This window comes from Bifidobacterium callimiconis (assembly GCF_003952005.1).
In the GTDB taxonomy this organism is placed as follows: Bacteria; Actinomycetota; Actinomycetes; order Actinomycetales; family Bifidobacteriaceae; genus Galliscardovia; species Galliscardovia callimiconis.
Genome location: NZ_QXGJ01000002.1, coordinates 83,129 through 100,153 on the forward strand (window position 1 = coordinate 83,129; position 17,025 = coordinate 100,153).

Below are 17,025 nucleotides of genomic sequence, written 5' to 3' on the forward strand. Positions count from 1 at the left end.
CGACCGAACGACATGCACGACGCCAATATTTGTTGTCATATTTATTGGCGTTCTCTAGAGACTATTTGCCGTACCCTGTTGCAGATTTTCAGCAGCATGATGGCAACAAAAACGGCAGGAGCGGATTGAGGAGTCGTCAACGACGACACCACGGCTCGAACGCCCGCACACTCCTACCGCGTCGACTGGCGCAGGAGGATCGGGGACTCGCGCTGGAAGCACAGTGGCTCCCCGGCGGGATCATGCATGCGGCGGGCGAGCAGATCCACGGCGGTGCTGGTGATCCATTCCAGGTTCGCGTCCACCGTGGTGAGCGACGGCACCATGTGTGCGGCGTCGTAGATGTTGTCGAATCCGACCACCTGCACATCGTCCGGAATGGATCGGCCCAGTTCCTTGAGCGCGAACACCGCGCCGATGGCCAGCGGATCATCCATGCAGATCACGCCGTCGAACTCCACGCCCGACGCGGCCACCTGCATCATGGCGCTGTACCCAGCGCCGATCGTCCACTCGTAGCCGGTCGTGCCGATCAGTCGCGGATCAAGTGCGATGCCATGCTCACGGCACGCCTCCAGCACGCCACGCACACGATCCCAGCCGCGGGATCGCACGGACTCGTCCACCGTCCGCCCATCGAATTCGTTCTGTGCACCGATCAGCACCAGTCTCCGGCTGCCCTTGCGAATCACCAGATCGGTGATGTTGCGCGCATCCGACACGTTGTCGGCCAGCACCTGATCCACGATGCCCGACGTCGGACACAATCCCAGACATACGATGGGAAAAGGCTGACGGAACGCGCCGGGATTCACCTCGTCGCCGCCGACCAGATACAGCAGCATGCCGTCGCACGCACCACGACGGGTCTCCAGATAGTCGTTCGCCGACAGACCATAATCGTCCTGGTACGCCACCACATTGACCCGGTATCCGCTGGCACGCGCGGATGAGATCACCGCCGACGCCAGACGGGCGCGGTACGGCCGGGTCACAGTGGGGATGGCGAGTTCGATCACGCCCTCGCAGTCCGACAACGGATCAAACGCCTCGGAGACGACCATCGACGTCTGCCTGTCCATATCGCCGACCTTTCCACTCACGCGCACCATATCGCTATGCCGTCATTCCTTCGGATTGCCACGGAATCCACCGAGGCTGTCACGCACCGCCAGCGACGACGGCACCGCCGCGTACGAGGCGAAATCCTCGGTCACGCCGCCCGCCATACGGCGCAGCAGCAGCCGTGTGGCGTTCACGCCGAGCGCGTTCGCCGACATGCGGATCGACGACAACGGCGGCGTGCTCGTCTGCGCGGTCACGTCGTCGTTGAATCCGACGATCAGATAGTCACGCGGGCATTCGAAGCCGCGTTCACGCATGCGGGCCATGAATCCCAACGCCATCGCATCGTTGTAGGCGAGCACGGCACCGGTCGGATCCTCAAGATACTTGTCCACGTACGCGGCACCGCCCTCGAACGTGGGCTCGCCGGGCCACAGCTGCACCACATCGAGCCCCTTGCGCTCGCACGCCGTCTGCAGTTCGCGCAATCGCGCGCCGGACGCCCATACGGAATTCGGTCCGGACAGGTAGGTCACACGCGTGCGGCCGCGCACGGCGAACAGGTCGGCCGCCTGCCCGATGCCGGTGGAAATGTCGACCACAATGCTCGTCACGTTGCGCACGTTGCGATTGGTGACCACCAACGGATGATGGTCGGCGTAATCGCGCAGCATGGGATTCGCCATACGGGGCGCCACCATGATCACGCCGTCGACCAGAGTCATCGTCTTCTCGAGCACCATGCGCTCCCATGCCACGCTGTCACGCGATTCGGCGATCACCAGACCATAGCCGTGGCCGAAGCACTCGTTCTCCACGCTGTGCACGATGGCGGCGGCATACTGGTCGGTCACGTCGGGCACGACGATGCCGATCAGGTGGCTGGACGATTCTGCCTGCGCAACGGCCGTGGCGGGCTCCTCGACCGTCGGCAGGCGGTATCCCAATCGTTCGGCGACGCCGATAATGCGCCGGGTGGTTTCCGAACTCACGCGGTCCGTAGTGCTCAGCGCACGGGAGACGGTGGACGGGGACACCCCCGCTGCCTTCGCCACATCACGAATCGTGACCTTCTTCATCACACATCCTTTTGCATGTCTGCGTGCGCCGACACGGCGTCGTCCCACGCCTCACACGCGCGAACCGTTCCTATGAAACTTTCTTCGCAAAAGTCTACCGCCTGACCGCAGGCGATTCGGCACACACCTCGGCCGACACCGATACCGCAAGAAACGATAGCCATCGGCCAATTCATGATATTCCATTACCCGGCGCGCGGCTGCGTCTCCTGTCTACGATGCGGATACACGGCAACCGTTTCGTCCAAAGGAGGACCGATGATCCGCAAGACCTTCAAGATGCACCTGTATCCGGGCATGGTGGAGGAGTACGCCAAGCGTCACAACGAACTGTGGCCGGAAATGAAGGCGATGATCCACGAGTACGGCGGACACAACTACACGATCTCGTTCGACGCGGAGACGAACACACTGTTCGGCTACATCGAAGTGGAGGACGAAGAACGCTGGGCGCAGTCGGCGGATACGCCGATCAACCGCAAATGGTGGGACTTCATGGCACCGGTGATGGAGACGAACCCGGACAACTCCCCCGTCTGCGAGGACCTGCGCGAAGTCTTCCACCTCGACTAGCCGAACAGGCGCCGGCTCACCGCCAGCACCGCTCATATGGCACGCCGGTGAGCCGTTCCACGGTCTCACGCACGTGCGGTTCCACGTCGGCCTTGGAGCCGCCGGCCTTGAGTCGTTCGATCTCCTTCAGCACGATGAGGTCGCTGCGCTGGTCGAGCGTGAACCGGCGCGACACGATGAATGCGGCGATGAATCCGATCGCCAGCCAGCCGAGGCACACGAACGCCACCGCGTTCACCGCCATCGGGGTCTGCGCACCCGACTTGTCCGGCTCGAACCCGGAGAATGCGAGGAACGCACCCACGCCCATCGATGCGAGTCCGGAGAAGATGAATCGCAGGAATGTGGTGATGCCGGAGAAGATCGACGCGCGGTTGCGTCGGGTCACGATCATGTCCACGTCCGGAATGAACGGGAACACCAGCCATGGCACGGTGCCGGCGAGCGAACGGAACACGAACCAGACGATCGACGACGCGATCACGCACGCGGTCCACACGCCGCCCGGCAGCACCGGTTCAAGCCGCCACGAGACGAACAACAGGCCAAGGCCGATCAACGCTCCCGTGTAGTCGAGCGCGTACAGGTTGCGCGGACCGATATGCACGAACAGCCATCCCCACAACGGCTTGAAGAATTCGGCGATCACGGCGAACGACAGCAGCATGGAGGCGAACGCGGCCGTCTTGCCCAGATCGAACACCACGAAGTACACGAAGCTCTGCGTGAAGATGTCCATGAGCGTCAGGCAGATCAGATACAGCGTGATGTGCACGCGGAACGTGGCGATATGGAACGTGGACGTGTATTCCGCGATCACACGGCCGAGCGCCTGCACGATCTCGCGTGGGCCGCGGCGATGCCGGGCAGCGCGACGGCGGGTGAGCTCGTCGTCGCCGAATCCCGCCTCCTCGGGGGTGAGTTCCCAGGTGAGTCGCGACGACGCGAAGGTGACGATTGCGAACATCACGGTGATGATGGTCACGAACGCCTGATACGAGTAGGCGTGCCACTCCCCCAGCCAGGTGAGCATGGCGGTGGCGAGGATCGGGATGAGCACGCCGGACATGCCGGAGACGAACATGCGCACGGTGGACAGCAGCGACCGGCCGGCGAAGTCACGGGTCATCTCGCCGGGCAGCGACGAATAGCAGACGCCGAACATCTGCTGCAGCGTGACGTACAGCACATAGACGAGGAAGTACAGCACCTTGGGCATGCCGGGAACCCACATGAGCAACGTGACCAGCACGAGCGGCGAGAGGATCATGACGAAGAAGCGGCGTCGACCGAAGCGGCGACCGAGTCGGAACAGGTAGAAGCGTTCCGACAGCACACCGAAGAAGATGGCCGAGCAGGCGCTGAGCATGGCCGCCGCGCCGATGATGCTCTGCGCGGTGCCGATGTCGAAGCCGCAGAACCGCGTCCAGAACACCGACAGATACGTGCCGGTGAGGATGCCGCTGCCGCCGCCGTACGTGTCGCCGATGGCGAAGCCGAGCGCGTCGCCGAACGTGATCTTGGAATGGGCTTTGCGACGCGAATCCGCGGTGCGGCCGCGATCGACTCCTCGGTTATTGTTCGATTGCTGATCAGACGATCCGCCGGATGCGGATTGGTTGCGTGGTGACTGGGATTTCACCGGTCACTCCTTCTTGCCTCTCGTGTGATTCCCTGCGCGCATGCGCGAATTACGGGCGACCATGCTACTCCGCGTCATCAACGACGCAACCCATTCGCCACTTCTTTCCAAAAACCGGATCGGAGGGCATGATCGCCTCATCGGTCTCGCTCCGCTCGGCAGCTTCTCGGCAAGAGTTGACGGACTTCGCCAGCATTATCCGAATACCTCACATAGGCATATGCCGCCTTCCCCTCGAGGGGAAGGTGTCCGGCGCAGCCGGACGGATGAGGTGACTCTCCACGCGCAGACGTGGAGACAATACAGCATCGCCGAAGGCGATCCTCACCCCACCCCTCAATGCCCCACGACCTACCCGCACCGCACGCCACGAATCTCCAGCCCTTCGCAGCGATCAGCCACGATGTCCCGCACTCCAGGCTCCGCATCTCCGGCATCGGCAGCACCACCAAGCGTCACCTCGCGGAACACCACGTTTCGGATCGGCGGCACCGGCTCGGGCAGCCCCCGAACATACACGGCCTCGCGCGGCGCACCCTCGTCCGCGTCGGCCGGCACTCCACCGAGCAACCGCACGCGTTCGAAGCGGAAGCCCTCGAGCACCGGCGGCTCGTCCGCAGCCACGCCGTCGTCGTTGTAGGGCACCGCGCGGATGATCGCGTGACGCATCACGGTGTCGCGCACATGCAGTCCCCGCACCCATCCGCCGCGTTTGGGCGTGGTCTTCACCTCCACGCCGTACCACAGACCGCTCAGATCGCAGTCCCAGATCTTCACGTCCTCCACGCCGCCGCTCATCTCGCTGCCGATGGCGAGACCGTGCCCGCCGCGTGTGGCCCGGCAGTCGAAGATCCGCACGCGTCTGGTCGGCCGGTTGATGACGTTGCCTTCCGGATTCTTGCCGGATTTGATGGCGATGATGTCGTCGCCGGTGTTGAAGTCGCAGTCGAAGATCACGCAGTCCTCGGACGAGTCGGGATCCCAGCCGTCGCCGTTCCACACGTCGTGCGATTCGAACGTGCAGCCATGGGTGACGATGTGGTCGGAGTAGATCATGTGTACGTTCCAGCTGGCGCCGTTTTTCAACGTCACGTCGGCGAGTTCCACGTGCGAGGCGTTCGCCATGGTGATCAGACGGGGACGGACGCGCCCGGGGATGGTCTCCGGCTTCTCGTAGTCGTCGAGCGACTGTCCGGTGGCGGCGAGCTCGGCTTTCACGCGTCCCCATTCCCGTTCGATCACCGCTTCGGCGAGCGCACGTCCGCCGCTGGCGATCACACCGCCGCCGCGAATGACGACGTTGCTGCAGTTCGGTCCGGAGTCATGGTCGAGGTGGCCGATGGTGATGAGACTGGAGTAGCAGTCGAGTTCGACGCCTTCGAACCGGCTGGGGGCCATCGGCAGATAGTCGCGCGGGTCGGCGGTTCCCTGCAGCACCGCACCGCGCGACACCACGAGCTCGCTGTCGGCGTGCATGCGCAGGGCTCCGGTGAGGAACGTGCCGGCGGGGATGAGCACGGCGTCACGCGGCCCGCAGTCGTCGAGCGCCTGCTGGATGGCCGTGGTGTTGAGCGTCGTGCCGTCGCCGATCGCACGGTATGGCGCAGCGGTGACGTCGATCATGCGTTTGTGCTCGGCGGTGCGGAAGACGCGGGAGCCGACCGCCGTGCCGTCTTCGACGCGCTCGCCGTCCTCGCACGATTCGCCGTTCGTCCCGCAGTCAACGTCCGCGCCGACCATGGCCACATCCACCCGATAGGCATGGTCGGGTTCAAGACCGTCGAGCCGGCAGTGTGTACGGTCGACCGTCGCCATCACCGTCCCGTCGAGCATGACGTCGTACCGCTGCCCGGCCTTCGCTGCGGCGGGCTTGCTCCAGTACACGGTGAGCGAGTCGGTCCTCGCACATGCGTCGAGCATATGCGCTCCTTTCGTTCGCATGATCCAAAGAAAAGAGGCCACGTCCGTTGCCGCATGAAGGAAGAAAACCGCGGAAACGGTCGTGGCCTGCGCGGCCGCTGCACGATCGCCGTGCGGCCGCCGAATGATCGCCCGATGTCAGTCCTGCCAGGTGGCCTTCATCGCGGCGAAGATCTCCTGATCGGTCTCATGGTTCTCCATGTTCATGATCACCATGACGTCCTTCTCCCATGCCGGGTAAAGGAAGTCGCGCTTCCACTGGTAGTAGTGCGGACCGTCGCCGATCGCGCGCAGGTAGCCCATAAGCGATTCGAGCACCAGGGCGGTCTGCTTCACGTCGGTGAGGCAGTCGTTGCGCCAGAAGCCGCGCCACTTGCCGTGTTCTCGCGAGCGCATGGCATGGTCGGCGGCCAGGTACTCCTCGCGGGCGAGTCCCGCATGGTAGAAGGCGTGACGCCAGTGGCCGTCGAATGCGTCCTGCAGCGACCGGCACAGCATCAGGGCGCCCTGTACGCAGTGACGGTACAGACGGGCCTGCAGCAGCAGCGAGTCGCGCATGAGTCGTGCGGCGCGAGGGTTTTCCCCTTCGACCTGCAATACGGCGATCTCGTCCCTGCGTGCCAGTTCCCGGTACCGGGCGGCTCCCGGCTCGCACAGCGACCGGTAGTAGGCCACCTGGTCGGCGAGGCTGCGGGCCACGATGCCGCCGTTGTCGCACATCCACTTCAGTTCCGGGTCGGCGCTTGCGCGGTCCCGCATGAACTGAACGGCGAGCATGCGCGGCACGTGGTTGAAGAACTGTTCGCCGGCCTTGTCGTCCCAGTTGGGACCGTATGGCACGGCGGCCTGCCAGTAGCCTTCCAGGCAGTCGACCACGGCGCGCATCACGTTCATGTTCGGCGCATCCGCGTCGCCACGGTAGGTCTCCTCGGGTTCCTTGCGGCCTTCGGTGATGATGGCGCCGCCGAAGTATCGCGCCGCGTATTCGTATTCAACGGCGTCCACGTTGGCATGCCCTTCACGCCAGAGTCTGGCGATCAGGTCGAGCATGAACGCGTGCGGCTTGATGTTCGACGAGTTGATGATCCAGAGGTCGCTGCCGCCGTTGGCGAGCACCTGTTCGAGTTCGGCGGCCACGTTGCGCGGATTCACGCACAGCTGGGTGATGTGGTTGGCGGCCTGCAGATCGTAGAAGGAGGCGTGATAGTAGATGCCGTTGCGTCCGGCGTCCGCTGCGTTGGGCATGGCGTCGATGCGCGGGTTGTCGTTGTGCTGGCGACGGCTGACCATGCGGCCGAATCCGTTGTCGGACCAGATCTTGATCACGTCGTCGGGGAATCGCAGCACTCCCTTGCGGTACAGGTCCATGGACTCGCCGTACAGGTACACGCTGCAGGGGGCGTTCGGGTCGAGTTCGCGCACCATGTCGTACTGGCGCTGGATGACCTCGCTCATGACCTTGCCGCGCGCCTCGTCAGTGGTGTATCTGGGGTCGGCCGACCAGAACGGCGAGTCGCCCTGACCGCGGAATCCGAGCGTCCAGATGGTCCGGCCGCCGAGGTTGGCCTCGATGCCCTCACGCCAGAGCGACTCGAAGCGCTCACGGTCCTCGGGCCATTTCGGGCTGACGCCCGGGTACGCTTCGGAGAACAGCCTGGCGCCGAGCGGCGTGGCGTGATGCTGGTTGATGTACAGGCCCATGCGTCGGGCGAGCGGCAGATGGGGTTCGCCGCGCTGTCCGGATCCGGGAATCGCCGTGTTGCCGCCGAGTCGCAGGATGGTTTCGAACGCGCGCCGCCAGGGCAGTTCAGGATCGTTGTCCACGGACCAGTCCTCGAGCAGCACCTCATCGTTGATGAAGAATCCCTTGTACCGGACGGCGTCGCGCGTGGACTCGAGACGGAAATCGTCGTCGAGGTCGATGCCGTCCGCCGGTTCGATGTGCTGATCGTTCCAGAACCACAGGTCGGTCACGCCGAGCACGGAGCGGCTGATGGCGTAGAGGCCGTAGATGAATCCGAGGTCGTCGCCGGCCTCGAGCAGCAGGTCGTTCCCGTCCACGCGCACCGCATACTGTTCGTCGGCAAGATCGGCGAAACGCAGGCGGATGTCGCCGTGGTCGCCGTGTGCGTCGGCAGTGAACGCCTTGCCGAGGTCGCGGGTCACGTCGTCGATGGCGTAGCTCACGGATTCGGGCAGATCTGGGGCGATGATTCGGGTATCGCCGTTGAGTTGAATGGACATCGTACGTCCTTGTCTTGCGTGGGTATTCGTGCGCGGCGGATGTGCGCCGGGCATGCGAAAGGGTGTCGGCCAGAGCCGTATGGCACGGACCGGCACCCTTGCTGAAAGGAAAAGGAAACGAAGTGCGGGGTTCCGGGCGGGAAACCCGCCCGTGCTCTGGACTCTACTTGAGGCCGGAGGTCACCGAACCCTCGATCAGGTAACGCTGACCGAACAGGAAGACGATGAACACCGGGACCAAGGAGAGCGTGGACATGGCGAACAGCGGTCCCCAGCTGGTGCCGGAGGTGGCGTCGGCGAAGTTGCGCAGCGCCACGGCCACGGTGAGGTTCTGCGGCTTGGTCAGGTACAGCAGCTGGCTGAAGAAGTCGTTCCACGTCCAGATGAAGGAGAAGATGCCGCAGGTGGCCAGCGAGGGCAGCGCGTTCGGCATGAGGATCTGCCAGTAGATGCGGAACGGGCCGGCGCCGTCCACCTTGGCCGCCTCGTCGAGCGACCTGGGGATGCCGCGGAAGAACTGCACCATGAGGAACACGAAGAACGGTTCAGTGGCGAGGAACTTCGGCAGGATCAGCGGCACGAAGGTGTTGAGGAAGCCGAGCTTGGACCACATGATGTATTGCGGGATGATCATCACGTAGATCGGCATCATCAGCGTCATGAGCATGTAGCCGAAGGCGATGCCCTGTCCGCGCCACTTGAGTCGGGTGAAGCCGTAGGCGGCCATGGAGCAGCTGATCATGTTGCCGATGATCGCGCCGATGGTGATGATCAGCGAGTTGAGCAGGTACTTGCCGAACGGGTAGGACTGGGCGTTCCAGCCCTCCTTGTAGTTGGCCCAGTCCCAGTCGGTGGGGATGAGGCTGATGTTGCGGAAGATGTCGGCGTCGTCCTTGAGGGAGCTGGAGACCATCCACAGCAGCGGGAAGATCATCGCGAAGCCGACGATCAGGAGGATGGCGTGCTTGACGACGGCCTCGATGCGACGCTTGAGCACCGGATCCATGCCATGGCGTTCGGCGACGGGAATCACGTCCTCGTTCGGGGAGACGGTTGCGGTATTAGTCGGCATAATGCACCCACTTCTTGGAGAACAGGAAATTCAGTCCGGTCAGCACGCCCACGATGAGCACGAGCAGCCAGCCGAGGGCGGCGGCGTAGCCCATGTTGCGCGTGGAGCCGAAGGCCTGCTGGTACACGTACAGCGCGTAGACGAGCGTGGAGTCGGTGGGGCCGCCGGTGCCGCCGGAGACGACGAACGCCTGGGCGAAGTTCTGGAAGCTGTTGATGATGCCCATCACGAGGTTGAAGAAGATGATCGGGGTGAGCACGGGGACGGTGACGTGGCAGAACTGCTGCCACTTGTTGGCGCCGTCGAGCGCGGAGGCCTCGTAGAGTTCCTGCGGCACCTGGCGCAGGCCGGCGAGGAAGATGATCATGGATGATCCGAAGGTCCATACGTGCAGCAGGATCAGCGTCCAGATGGCGGTCTTCGGATCACCGACCCAGGAGTGGCCCATGGAGTCGATGCCGAACCAGCCGGCGATGGTGTTGACGATGCCTTCGGCACCGAAGACCTGACGCCACAGCACTCCGATGGCGACGGAGCCGGCGAACAGGGAGGGCAGGTAGTAGACGGAACGGTAGAACGACAGTCCGCGCACGCCCTTGTTGAGCACCACGGCCAGCAGCAGGGCGAGGGCCAGGGCCAGCGGCACGCCGACGATCACGTAGAGGAAGGTGACCTTGAGCGACTGCATGAGGCGGGCGTCGGAGAACATCTTCACGTAGTTGTCGAGTCCGATGAAGCGGGGCTTGCCGATGAGTCGGTACTTGGTCATGGACAGGCCGATGGAGACGATCATCGGGCCCAGGGTGATGAAGATCACACCGAGGAACCAGGGCAGCATGAAGATGTGGGCCGCCCGCTCCTCGCGTCGCACCGCGATCGGCGCACGTTTGAACACTGACATGGGAATCCTTTGAAATGCACGGATTGTGGATCACGGATCGTCGTGGATCCGCATACTGAAGATATGAAGGCCGATCCCGTCACGTATGGAACGGAATGAATGCGGGCTGACGGGAGTCGGCAACGGAAGACAATGAGGGTGATGGGCGGAGCGGTTGAGAGTCGGCGTACCTTCCACCCATCGTGAGTGCGGCGTTCCGGTGATCCGTGACGCTACCGTCCACGGATCACCGGGGATGGGTCACTGGGTGACGGCCTGCTGCAGTTCGGACTTGAACGACTTGGCGGCATCCAGCGGGGTGGCCTTGCCGAACATCACGGATTCGTGGGCACGGCCGTAGGCTTCGGTGATCACGGTGGCGGCGCCGGCGTTCATGTTGGTGTACTCCTGCGTGTTCACCTTCTGCAGCTTGGTGACCCAGTCGGAGAAGCGCTTGTCGGAGTCGGACAGCTGGCTCTCGATGGCCTTGGCCATGTCGGGGTTGGCCGGCACGCCACGGTCGAGGCCCATGATCTTGGCGGCTTCCTCGTTGTTCACCAGGAAGTTGACCAGCTTGGCGGCGGCGGCCTTGTGCTCGGTGTTGGCGTTGATGGACACGAAGGTGCCCTGCTTGGTCCAGCCGCCGCGCTCCTTGGCCTGGGTCTCGCCCGGCCACATTACGGGCTTGAGCTCGTGGCCGGCGGCCTGCTCGAACTGGCCAAGCTGGTTCATGGAGATCAGCGAGATGCCGGCCTTGTCCTGGCTGATGGGCTGCTGCTCGGGGGCGTTGCCTGCGGCGAACATCTCCTGGGCCTGATCGGCGGAGTTGGTGGCGCCCTCGTCGATGAGCTTCTTTTCGAACTCGTAGAACTTGGCCAGGGTCTCGGGCTTGAAGCCGACCTGCTCCTTGCCCTTGATGCCGTAGTCCTCGCCGTTCTGGCGCAGCCACAGGCGGCCGAGCTGCTCGGTCATGTCGATGCTGTAGCCCACGGCCTCGCCGCCGGACTTTTCGGAGATCTGCTTGGCGGCGTTCTCGAAGTCGTCCCAGCTCCAGGTGTCGTCGTTCGGCACCTCGACGCCGTACTTCTCGAACACCTTGGTGTTGATGACGAGGCCGTGGGAGGAGACGCCCATGGAGACGCCGTACTTCTCGCCGTTCTCGCCGGTGGCGCCGGAGAAGGTGTCCTTGCTGAACTTGGACAGGTCGAGGTTGTCGGAGACCTCGTTGAGATCGAGCAGGGAGCCGTTGTCCATGTAGTCGGCCATGAACGGGTCGATCATGGTCATCACGTCGGGAAGATCGTCGGCCGCGGCGGAGGTGGACAGCTTGGTGATGTAGTCGTCGTAATTGGAGGTCTCGGTCTCCACCTTGATGTTCGGGTTGGCCTTTTCGAAGGCGTCGATGACCTTCTCCTGGGCCTTGGCGCGGGTGTCGGAGCCCCACCAGGCGAAGCGGATGGTGACCGGGCCGGATTCGTCGTCGGACGAGGCGGAGTCCCCACCGCAGGCGGCCAGAGAGAACAGCATGGCTCCGGCCGCACCGGCGGCGAGAAGCTTCTTGATTGACGTCCTCATGATTGATCGTTCTCCTTTGAATATCTTTCCTTCTTCGGCACGGACGAAACATCCACGTTTCGCTCCATCCCTGACCAGGTAAGGACTTGTCGTTCTTTCCTTGTCTTGGTGATCACCATACACGCATATTTCATTTTTTGCAAATCATGTCATTTTCTTTCATCGATTTGTCTACGATCATGCAATATTTGCTATATGCGATTGCAGGGAAGAGCGGGCGAGAATCCACCGGATCCCAACGGAAGAGCATGGACTCCCCTCATCATCATGACCACACCAATGCAATATCCGACAACCGGGGCACCATCCCCGCCGCGCCATTCTCACCCGTCCCATGGGGGCGCATCATCGCCGCGTACACCGGCGGGATTCCTTTCAACGCCCACCGCCGCGCCACTCTCCGACCTTGACCAACCCCCGCCGTCAACTCTTACTCACCGACCTCAAATGACAACAACTGAGAATTTTGCAATTTTTTGCAAAATATGGTCACCGTTGGTACGATGGGGCCATGTTCGTTAGGATCGCTCAGGGCTTCAACGCGATATCACGGTCGATCATCGCGTTTCTCATACTCGACGTCATACTCGTCACCACTATGCTGCCGTGGAACGTGGTGATCATGTTCACCGATTCGTTCTCGGGACTGCCCATTCCGCTGCTCGCGCTCGTCGCAGTGGCGGCCTATACGGTTTCCACGCCGGCGCTGGCCGCGGCGTTCGCCGCCTACCGCGACGCGCCCACCATGCGCTACGGCGAGGACGAGAATGTACGCTTCCGCCGCAACCGGACCCTGGAGTCACTGGAAACGGTGTCGCATCCGTATTGGAGTGCGGCGGAGGAGCATCGCACGGTCCTCCCCTACCTGCGCGCCTATACGCGCCTGTTCCCGCGCTCGCTGGCCACATCCCTGATGTTTGGCGCCATACTCGCCATACTCGTGGAAGCCGCATGTCTGGCGGTCTCGACAACCGGAGGCACCGTCGCCACGGCCGCGCTGCTCGCACTGTGCGCCTTCACGATCGTGGCGCATATGGTCGCGCTGAATCTTGTGGTCGAATTCCCCAAGGCGCACTACCCCGCCATGCTGCGCAACGGATTCGCACTGGCCGCAGCCAAGTGGCCGTTCACGTTGCTGGCGATCGGCGTGCTGGCCGCCTACGCGGGAGTCATGCTCTACTGGCCCTGGTTCATGCTGCTGTTCGGCACGGGACTGACGTTCTTCTTCCTCTACCACTGCGTGGAGCACATCACCCGTCACGTGGTGGAGCAGATGATCGCCGAGGAAAGCTGAGCCTACTCCTTGGGCGCTGGTCCGGTGGATTCGCGCACGATCAGCGATTCCGCGGCGCCGACGGTCTCCGGCGTGAACTCATAGTCGTCGGAGCCGTTGCGCTCCAGCATGGTCATCAGCATCCGCAATGCGGTACGGGAATCGTTCTCGCGCAGAGCCACCGACGTCATCTTCGGACGGGAGACCTTGGCGAGCATGGAGTTGTCGAAGCCGACGAGACTCACCTGCTCCGGCACCTTCACGCCGCGCTCCAGCAACCTGTTGAGCACGCCGGACGCCATGAGATCGTTGTATGCGATCACGGCGGTGACGTCATCCTCCATCATCAGCGCGTCCGCGGCATTCACGCCCCCTTCGAACGATGGCTCGAACGGGCCGAGCACCAGGGATTCCATGCCCAGCTTTTCCGTGGCGTCCTCGAATCCCTGCCGGCGACGGGCATCGGCGCGCGAGCGGTCGTCGCCGCCGAGGTAGGCCACACGACCGTGCCCCAGAGAGGCGAGATGACGCACCGCCTGGAACATGCCGGAGGAATCGTCCATCGCCACGGAGGAGAATCCATCGACACGGCGGCTCACCAGCACGGTGGCCTTCGGATCGAACAGTCGGCGGATGTCGTCGTCACCGATACGGGGGGCGGCCACCAGCACGCCGTCGGAGGAGTCAAGGATGCCGCGAATCATCTGGTCCCGTCCCAAGGTGATGTTGATGTCCGCGAGGAACACACGGTATCCGACGGCCTGGGCCTCGAGAATGACACTACGGAACAGATCGACGGTATAGAAGTTCTGGATGTCGGTGACCAGCAGTGCGATGTTGCCGGTACGGCCCGGAGTCGGCATTTCGTCGTCGGATACCGTCCTGTAGCCGATCTGCTGCGCGACCTCCAGCACCACGCGCTTGGTGGCGGCCTTTACCTTGCCGCCGCTCAGCGCTCGCGAAGCGGTCGACACCGAAACCCCGGCCTCCGCCGCAACATCCTGCAAAGTTGGACCTACCACGTGCATCTCCATCGACTCGGCGATAGCGATGCGACCTCGCGAGATGCAGCCGCATCGCACGATTCGTCGCCGACGTATCGCATGTACCGTAAACTATGGCCATTCTTTCATTTTTTTTCATTTTTTGCAAGCTGCAAAATCCTTCTTACGGACAGCATTCATGGCATTTCCCATGTTGACAACAATACTTCGACATTGTTATCGATAAAATTTTTTGCAAATCATTTCAGCGATTTCATCGATCTTGCTATATTGGACCCATGAGCCAATCTCTCATTCTCAACGGCGTGCCATGGTTCGACGACGACGGCCACGCCGTGAACGCGCACGGCGCCTGCATCGTCGAGGATGCCGGTCGTTATCATCTGTTCGGCGAATACAAGACCGACGACGAGAACCGGTTCGCCGGGTTCTCCTGCTACTCCTCCCCCGATCTTGTGCACTGGCGTTTCGAACGGCTGGCATTGCCGCCGCAGCCCGACGGACCTCTGGGACCGAACCGCATCGGCGAGCGCGTGAAGGTAATGCGCTGTCCGGCCACCGGCCGCTATGTGATGTTCGCGCATGCCGATGATCTCGGCTATCGCGATCCGCTGATCGTCATCGCCGTGTCCGATGCCGTTAACGGCGAATATCGGATGGTCGGGCCGCTGCGCCATCACGGCGAACCCATCCGCCGCTGGGACATGGGCACGTTCCAGGACATCGACGGCACCGGGTATCTGATGACGCACGAGGGCGATATCTACCGTCTGTCGGACGACTATCTGAGCGCCGAGGAGCTGGTGGCGAGCGATATCGCGCCCGGCGGCGAGTCCCCGGCGATGACGCGCATCGGCGACACGTATGTCATCATGTTCTCAAACAAGACGAGCTGGGATCGCAACGACAACTACTACTTGTCCGCGCCGTCGCCCGCTGGGCCGTGGACATACCGCGGCCTGGTCGCGCCGCAGGGATCGTGCACGTGGAACTCGCAGTGCTCGTTCATCTTTCCCCTGACGCTGGCGGACGGCCGGACCGTGCCGATGTACATGGGCGACCGATGGTCGTTCCCGCATCAGGTGTCATGCGCGAGTCAGGTGTGGCTGCCGCTGCACTATGACGACGTCGACGATTCGATCGGCCTGCCGGACTACTGGCCGGCGTGGGATCCGCGTACCGGCGAGCCTGGAGACCTGCCGAGCGGGCGGGAGATGGCCGCGGAACTGGATTCGTCCGCCCTAGGCGAGGAGATCCGCCTGTCCTTCTCCTGCGGGGAACGTGAGCGTCTTGCCGTCATCGGCACGACGGATATCGATGGCGGCTATGCCATGCTGACCATTGCAGAGCCGAACGGCACGACGGTATTCTCCTCGCTCGTCGACTGCTATTCGCCCACGCCGTACACGGGCGTGATGTTCGTCTGCCCCGAGCTAACGGCCGGCGACTACGAACTGCGGCTGCGCACAACCGGCGAGGCGTCCGTGTTCTACAAGAAGGATGGCACCCGGCTTGGCAGCACCGGCACGCGCGTACGCACGACCGCGATCCGGCTGATCTGACCGCGCATATTCGCCCGATTCTCGATTTTGGTAGTCGAAACGTGACGCCGTGAGCCCTCACACGAGCGGTTTCATATCGCGTTCGGACTACCGAATTCGCATCGGTCGTCACTGATGACACGCCGACTTGTGCGATATGCAATCGTATGCCATGATGTTCAGGTTGCCTGACGCGGTCAGGATGAACATTGTGGCTGATATCCATCGGTTTAACCGTTATCCGCCATGCCTCGATAGCTCAGTGGTAGAGCACTTCCTTGGTAAGGAAGAGGTCGTGAGTCCGATTCTCACTCGAGGCTCTCTTTTCACGGCTTTCCTTTTTCAAAATTCCCATGACGCCCAATTCGGCCGTTTTTCCATTACTGTCATGCCTCGCGAATCACAATCGGACTGGCACAGACTGGCATCGCAATCCCGCATCGAAGACATGCGGATACGACACAACATGAACACGACAAAAAGACCCGGCCGCCATGCAGCCGGGTCGCATCTCTATGAACCTTACGAATCGGAAAACCCCGTTCAGGTTTCCGGATCCTCGCTTTAGTACGGCTGGTTGCCGTGGATGATGATGCCGCGCTCGTGCTTGAGGAAGTTGCGCGCGGATTCGCGATCGATGTCGTGTCCGCGTTCGAGGCTGCGGTAGACGACAGCGGTCTGCGCGCCCCAGCTCAGCGCCTTGAACGCCTCATGGGAGTCCCAGCCGTCCTGGGCGATGCCCAGCGTGGGTTCCTGCACGTAGCCGTAGCCGGCGGCGTTGGCGTAGCCGTTGAACGGCAGTCCCCAGGCGTGGTGCTTGTCGAGCAGCGCGCAGTATTCGTCGGCCTGCGGGAAGTCCTCCTCGCGGGTGCCGGCCTTGCGGGCCAGATCATCGGCGGTGGAGCGTTCGTAGCCGGAATCCTCCGGCGGTGTGGGCAGCGGCATGGCGGTCCCCTCTCATCGATCGTTCGTGCATATCACGTCGTGAATAACGTCTACGGACGCCCACAGCGCCTGTGCATCATAGTCGTACAAGGCTCTCGGACGTCCAATTTCCAGATATAGTTGTACACCCACTGTCCGTCAAGCGTTCGTCGTCGTATCACGATGCGTGACGGGCGCGCACGGATATGTGCACGGGTGTGCGTGCCGGTCGA

At 62.8% G+C, this 17,025-nt stretch carries 13 protein-coding genes and 1 tRNA gene; 4 read left to right on the forward strand and 10 right to left on the reverse strand.

The genetic code is table 11. The features are described from left to right. Positions 1-173: 173 nt before the first annotated feature. Positions 174-1,082 (reverse strand): substrate-binding domain-containing protein, encoded by a 909-nt coding sequence (locus tag D2E23_RS02515; RefSeq protein WP_164520636.1) that lies wholly within the window; start codon positions 1,080-1,082, stop codon positions 174-176. 42 nt (positions 1,083-1,124) lie between these two features. Then, complete coding sequence (locus tag D2E23_RS02520; RefSeq protein ID WP_126029435.1) at positions 1,125-2,144, reverse strand: LacI family DNA-binding transcriptional regulator; 1,020 nt, start codon at positions 2,142-2,144, stop codon at positions 1,125-1,127. A gap of 258 nt (positions 2,145-2,402) precedes the next feature. Between D2E23_RS02520 and rhaM the strand changes: the two genes are divergently transcribed. Next, the gene (rhaM, locus tag D2E23_RS02525) at positions 2,403-2,717 is read left to right on the forward strand and encodes an L-rhamnose mutarotase (RefSeq protein WP_126029436.1); all 315 of its coding nucleotides are present in this window, start codon (positions 2,403-2,405) and stop codon (positions 2,715-2,717) included. 16 nt (positions 2,718-2,733) lie between these two features. Here rhaM and D2E23_RS02530 read toward each other — a convergent pair whose 3' ends face one another. The 6 genes from D2E23_RS02530 to D2E23_RS02555 form a co-directional block, all read right to left on the reverse strand. Next, on the reverse strand, positions 2,734-4,359 hold the full coding sequence (locus D2E23_RS02530; protein ID WP_126029437.1) for an MFS transporter: 1,626 nt from the start codon (positions 4,357-4,359) through the stop codon (positions 2,734-2,736). A gap of 351 nt (positions 4,360-4,710) precedes the next feature. Continuing rightward, a complete protein-coding gene (locus D2E23_RS02535; RefSeq protein ID WP_164520637.1) occupies positions 4,711-6,279 on the reverse strand; it encodes a glycoside hydrolase family 28 protein in 1,569 nt (522 codons plus the stop codon). A 138-nt stretch (positions 6,280-6,417) separates the two neighbouring features. Then, positions 6,418-8,523 carry a glycosyl hydrolase 115 family protein gene (locus tag D2E23_RS02540; protein ID WP_164520638.1) on the reverse strand — a complete coding sequence of 702 codons (2,106 nt, stop codon included), beginning with the start codon at positions 8,521-8,523 and terminating at the stop codon, positions 6,418-6,420. Between the two features lie 163 nt (positions 8,524-8,686). Further along, the gene (locus D2E23_RS02545) at positions 8,687-9,595 is read right to left on the reverse strand and encodes a carbohydrate ABC transporter permease (RefSeq protein WP_240541560.1); all 909 of its coding nucleotides are present in this window, start codon (positions 9,593-9,595) and stop codon (positions 8,687-8,689) included. After that, a complete protein-coding gene (locus D2E23_RS02550; protein ID WP_126029440.1) occupies positions 9,585-10,496 on the reverse strand; it encodes a carbohydrate ABC transporter permease in 912 nt (303 codons plus the stop codon). Before D2E23_RS02550 ends, D2E23_RS02545 begins: the two co-directional genes overlap by 11 nt. Positions 10,497-10,736: 240 nt before the next feature. Next, positions 10,737-12,050, reverse strand: coding sequence for an ABC transporter substrate-binding protein (locus tag D2E23_RS02555; RefSeq protein ID WP_126029441.1), 1,314 nt, complete (start codon positions 12,048-12,050; stop codon positions 10,737-10,739). Positions 12,051-12,561: 511 nt separating this feature from the next. Between D2E23_RS02555 and D2E23_RS02560 the strand changes: the two genes are divergently transcribed. Continuing rightward, on the forward strand, positions 12,562-13,344 hold the full coding sequence (locus tag D2E23_RS02560) for a YesL family protein (protein WP_126029442.1): 783 nt from the start codon (positions 12,562-12,564) through the stop codon (positions 13,342-13,344). Between the two features lie 2 nt (positions 13,345-13,346). Here D2E23_RS02560 and D2E23_RS02565 read toward each other — a convergent pair whose 3' ends face one another. Continuing rightward, positions 13,347-14,345: a LacI family DNA-binding transcriptional regulator gene (locus D2E23_RS02565; protein WP_164520639.1), complete on the reverse strand. Its 999-nt coding sequence runs from the start codon at positions 14,343-14,345 to the stop codon at positions 13,347-13,349. Between the two features lie 260 nt (positions 14,346-14,605). Between D2E23_RS02565 and D2E23_RS02570 the strand changes: the two genes are divergently transcribed. After that, positions 14,606-15,889: a glycoside hydrolase family protein gene (locus D2E23_RS02570; RefSeq protein WP_126029444.1), complete on the forward strand. Its 1,284-nt coding sequence runs from the start codon at positions 14,606-14,608 to the stop codon at positions 15,887-15,889. A gap of 227 nt (positions 15,890-16,116) precedes the next feature. Next, positions 16,117-16,188, forward strand: a tRNA-Thr gene (locus D2E23_RS02575). 244 nt (positions 16,189-16,432) lie between these two features. Here D2E23_RS02575 and D2E23_RS02580 read toward each other — a convergent pair. Next, complete coding sequence (locus D2E23_RS02580) at positions 16,433-16,813, reverse strand: hypothetical protein (protein ID WP_093961077.1); 381 nt, start codon at positions 16,811-16,813, stop codon at positions 16,433-16,435. Positions 16,814-17,025: the final 212 nt, after the last annotated feature.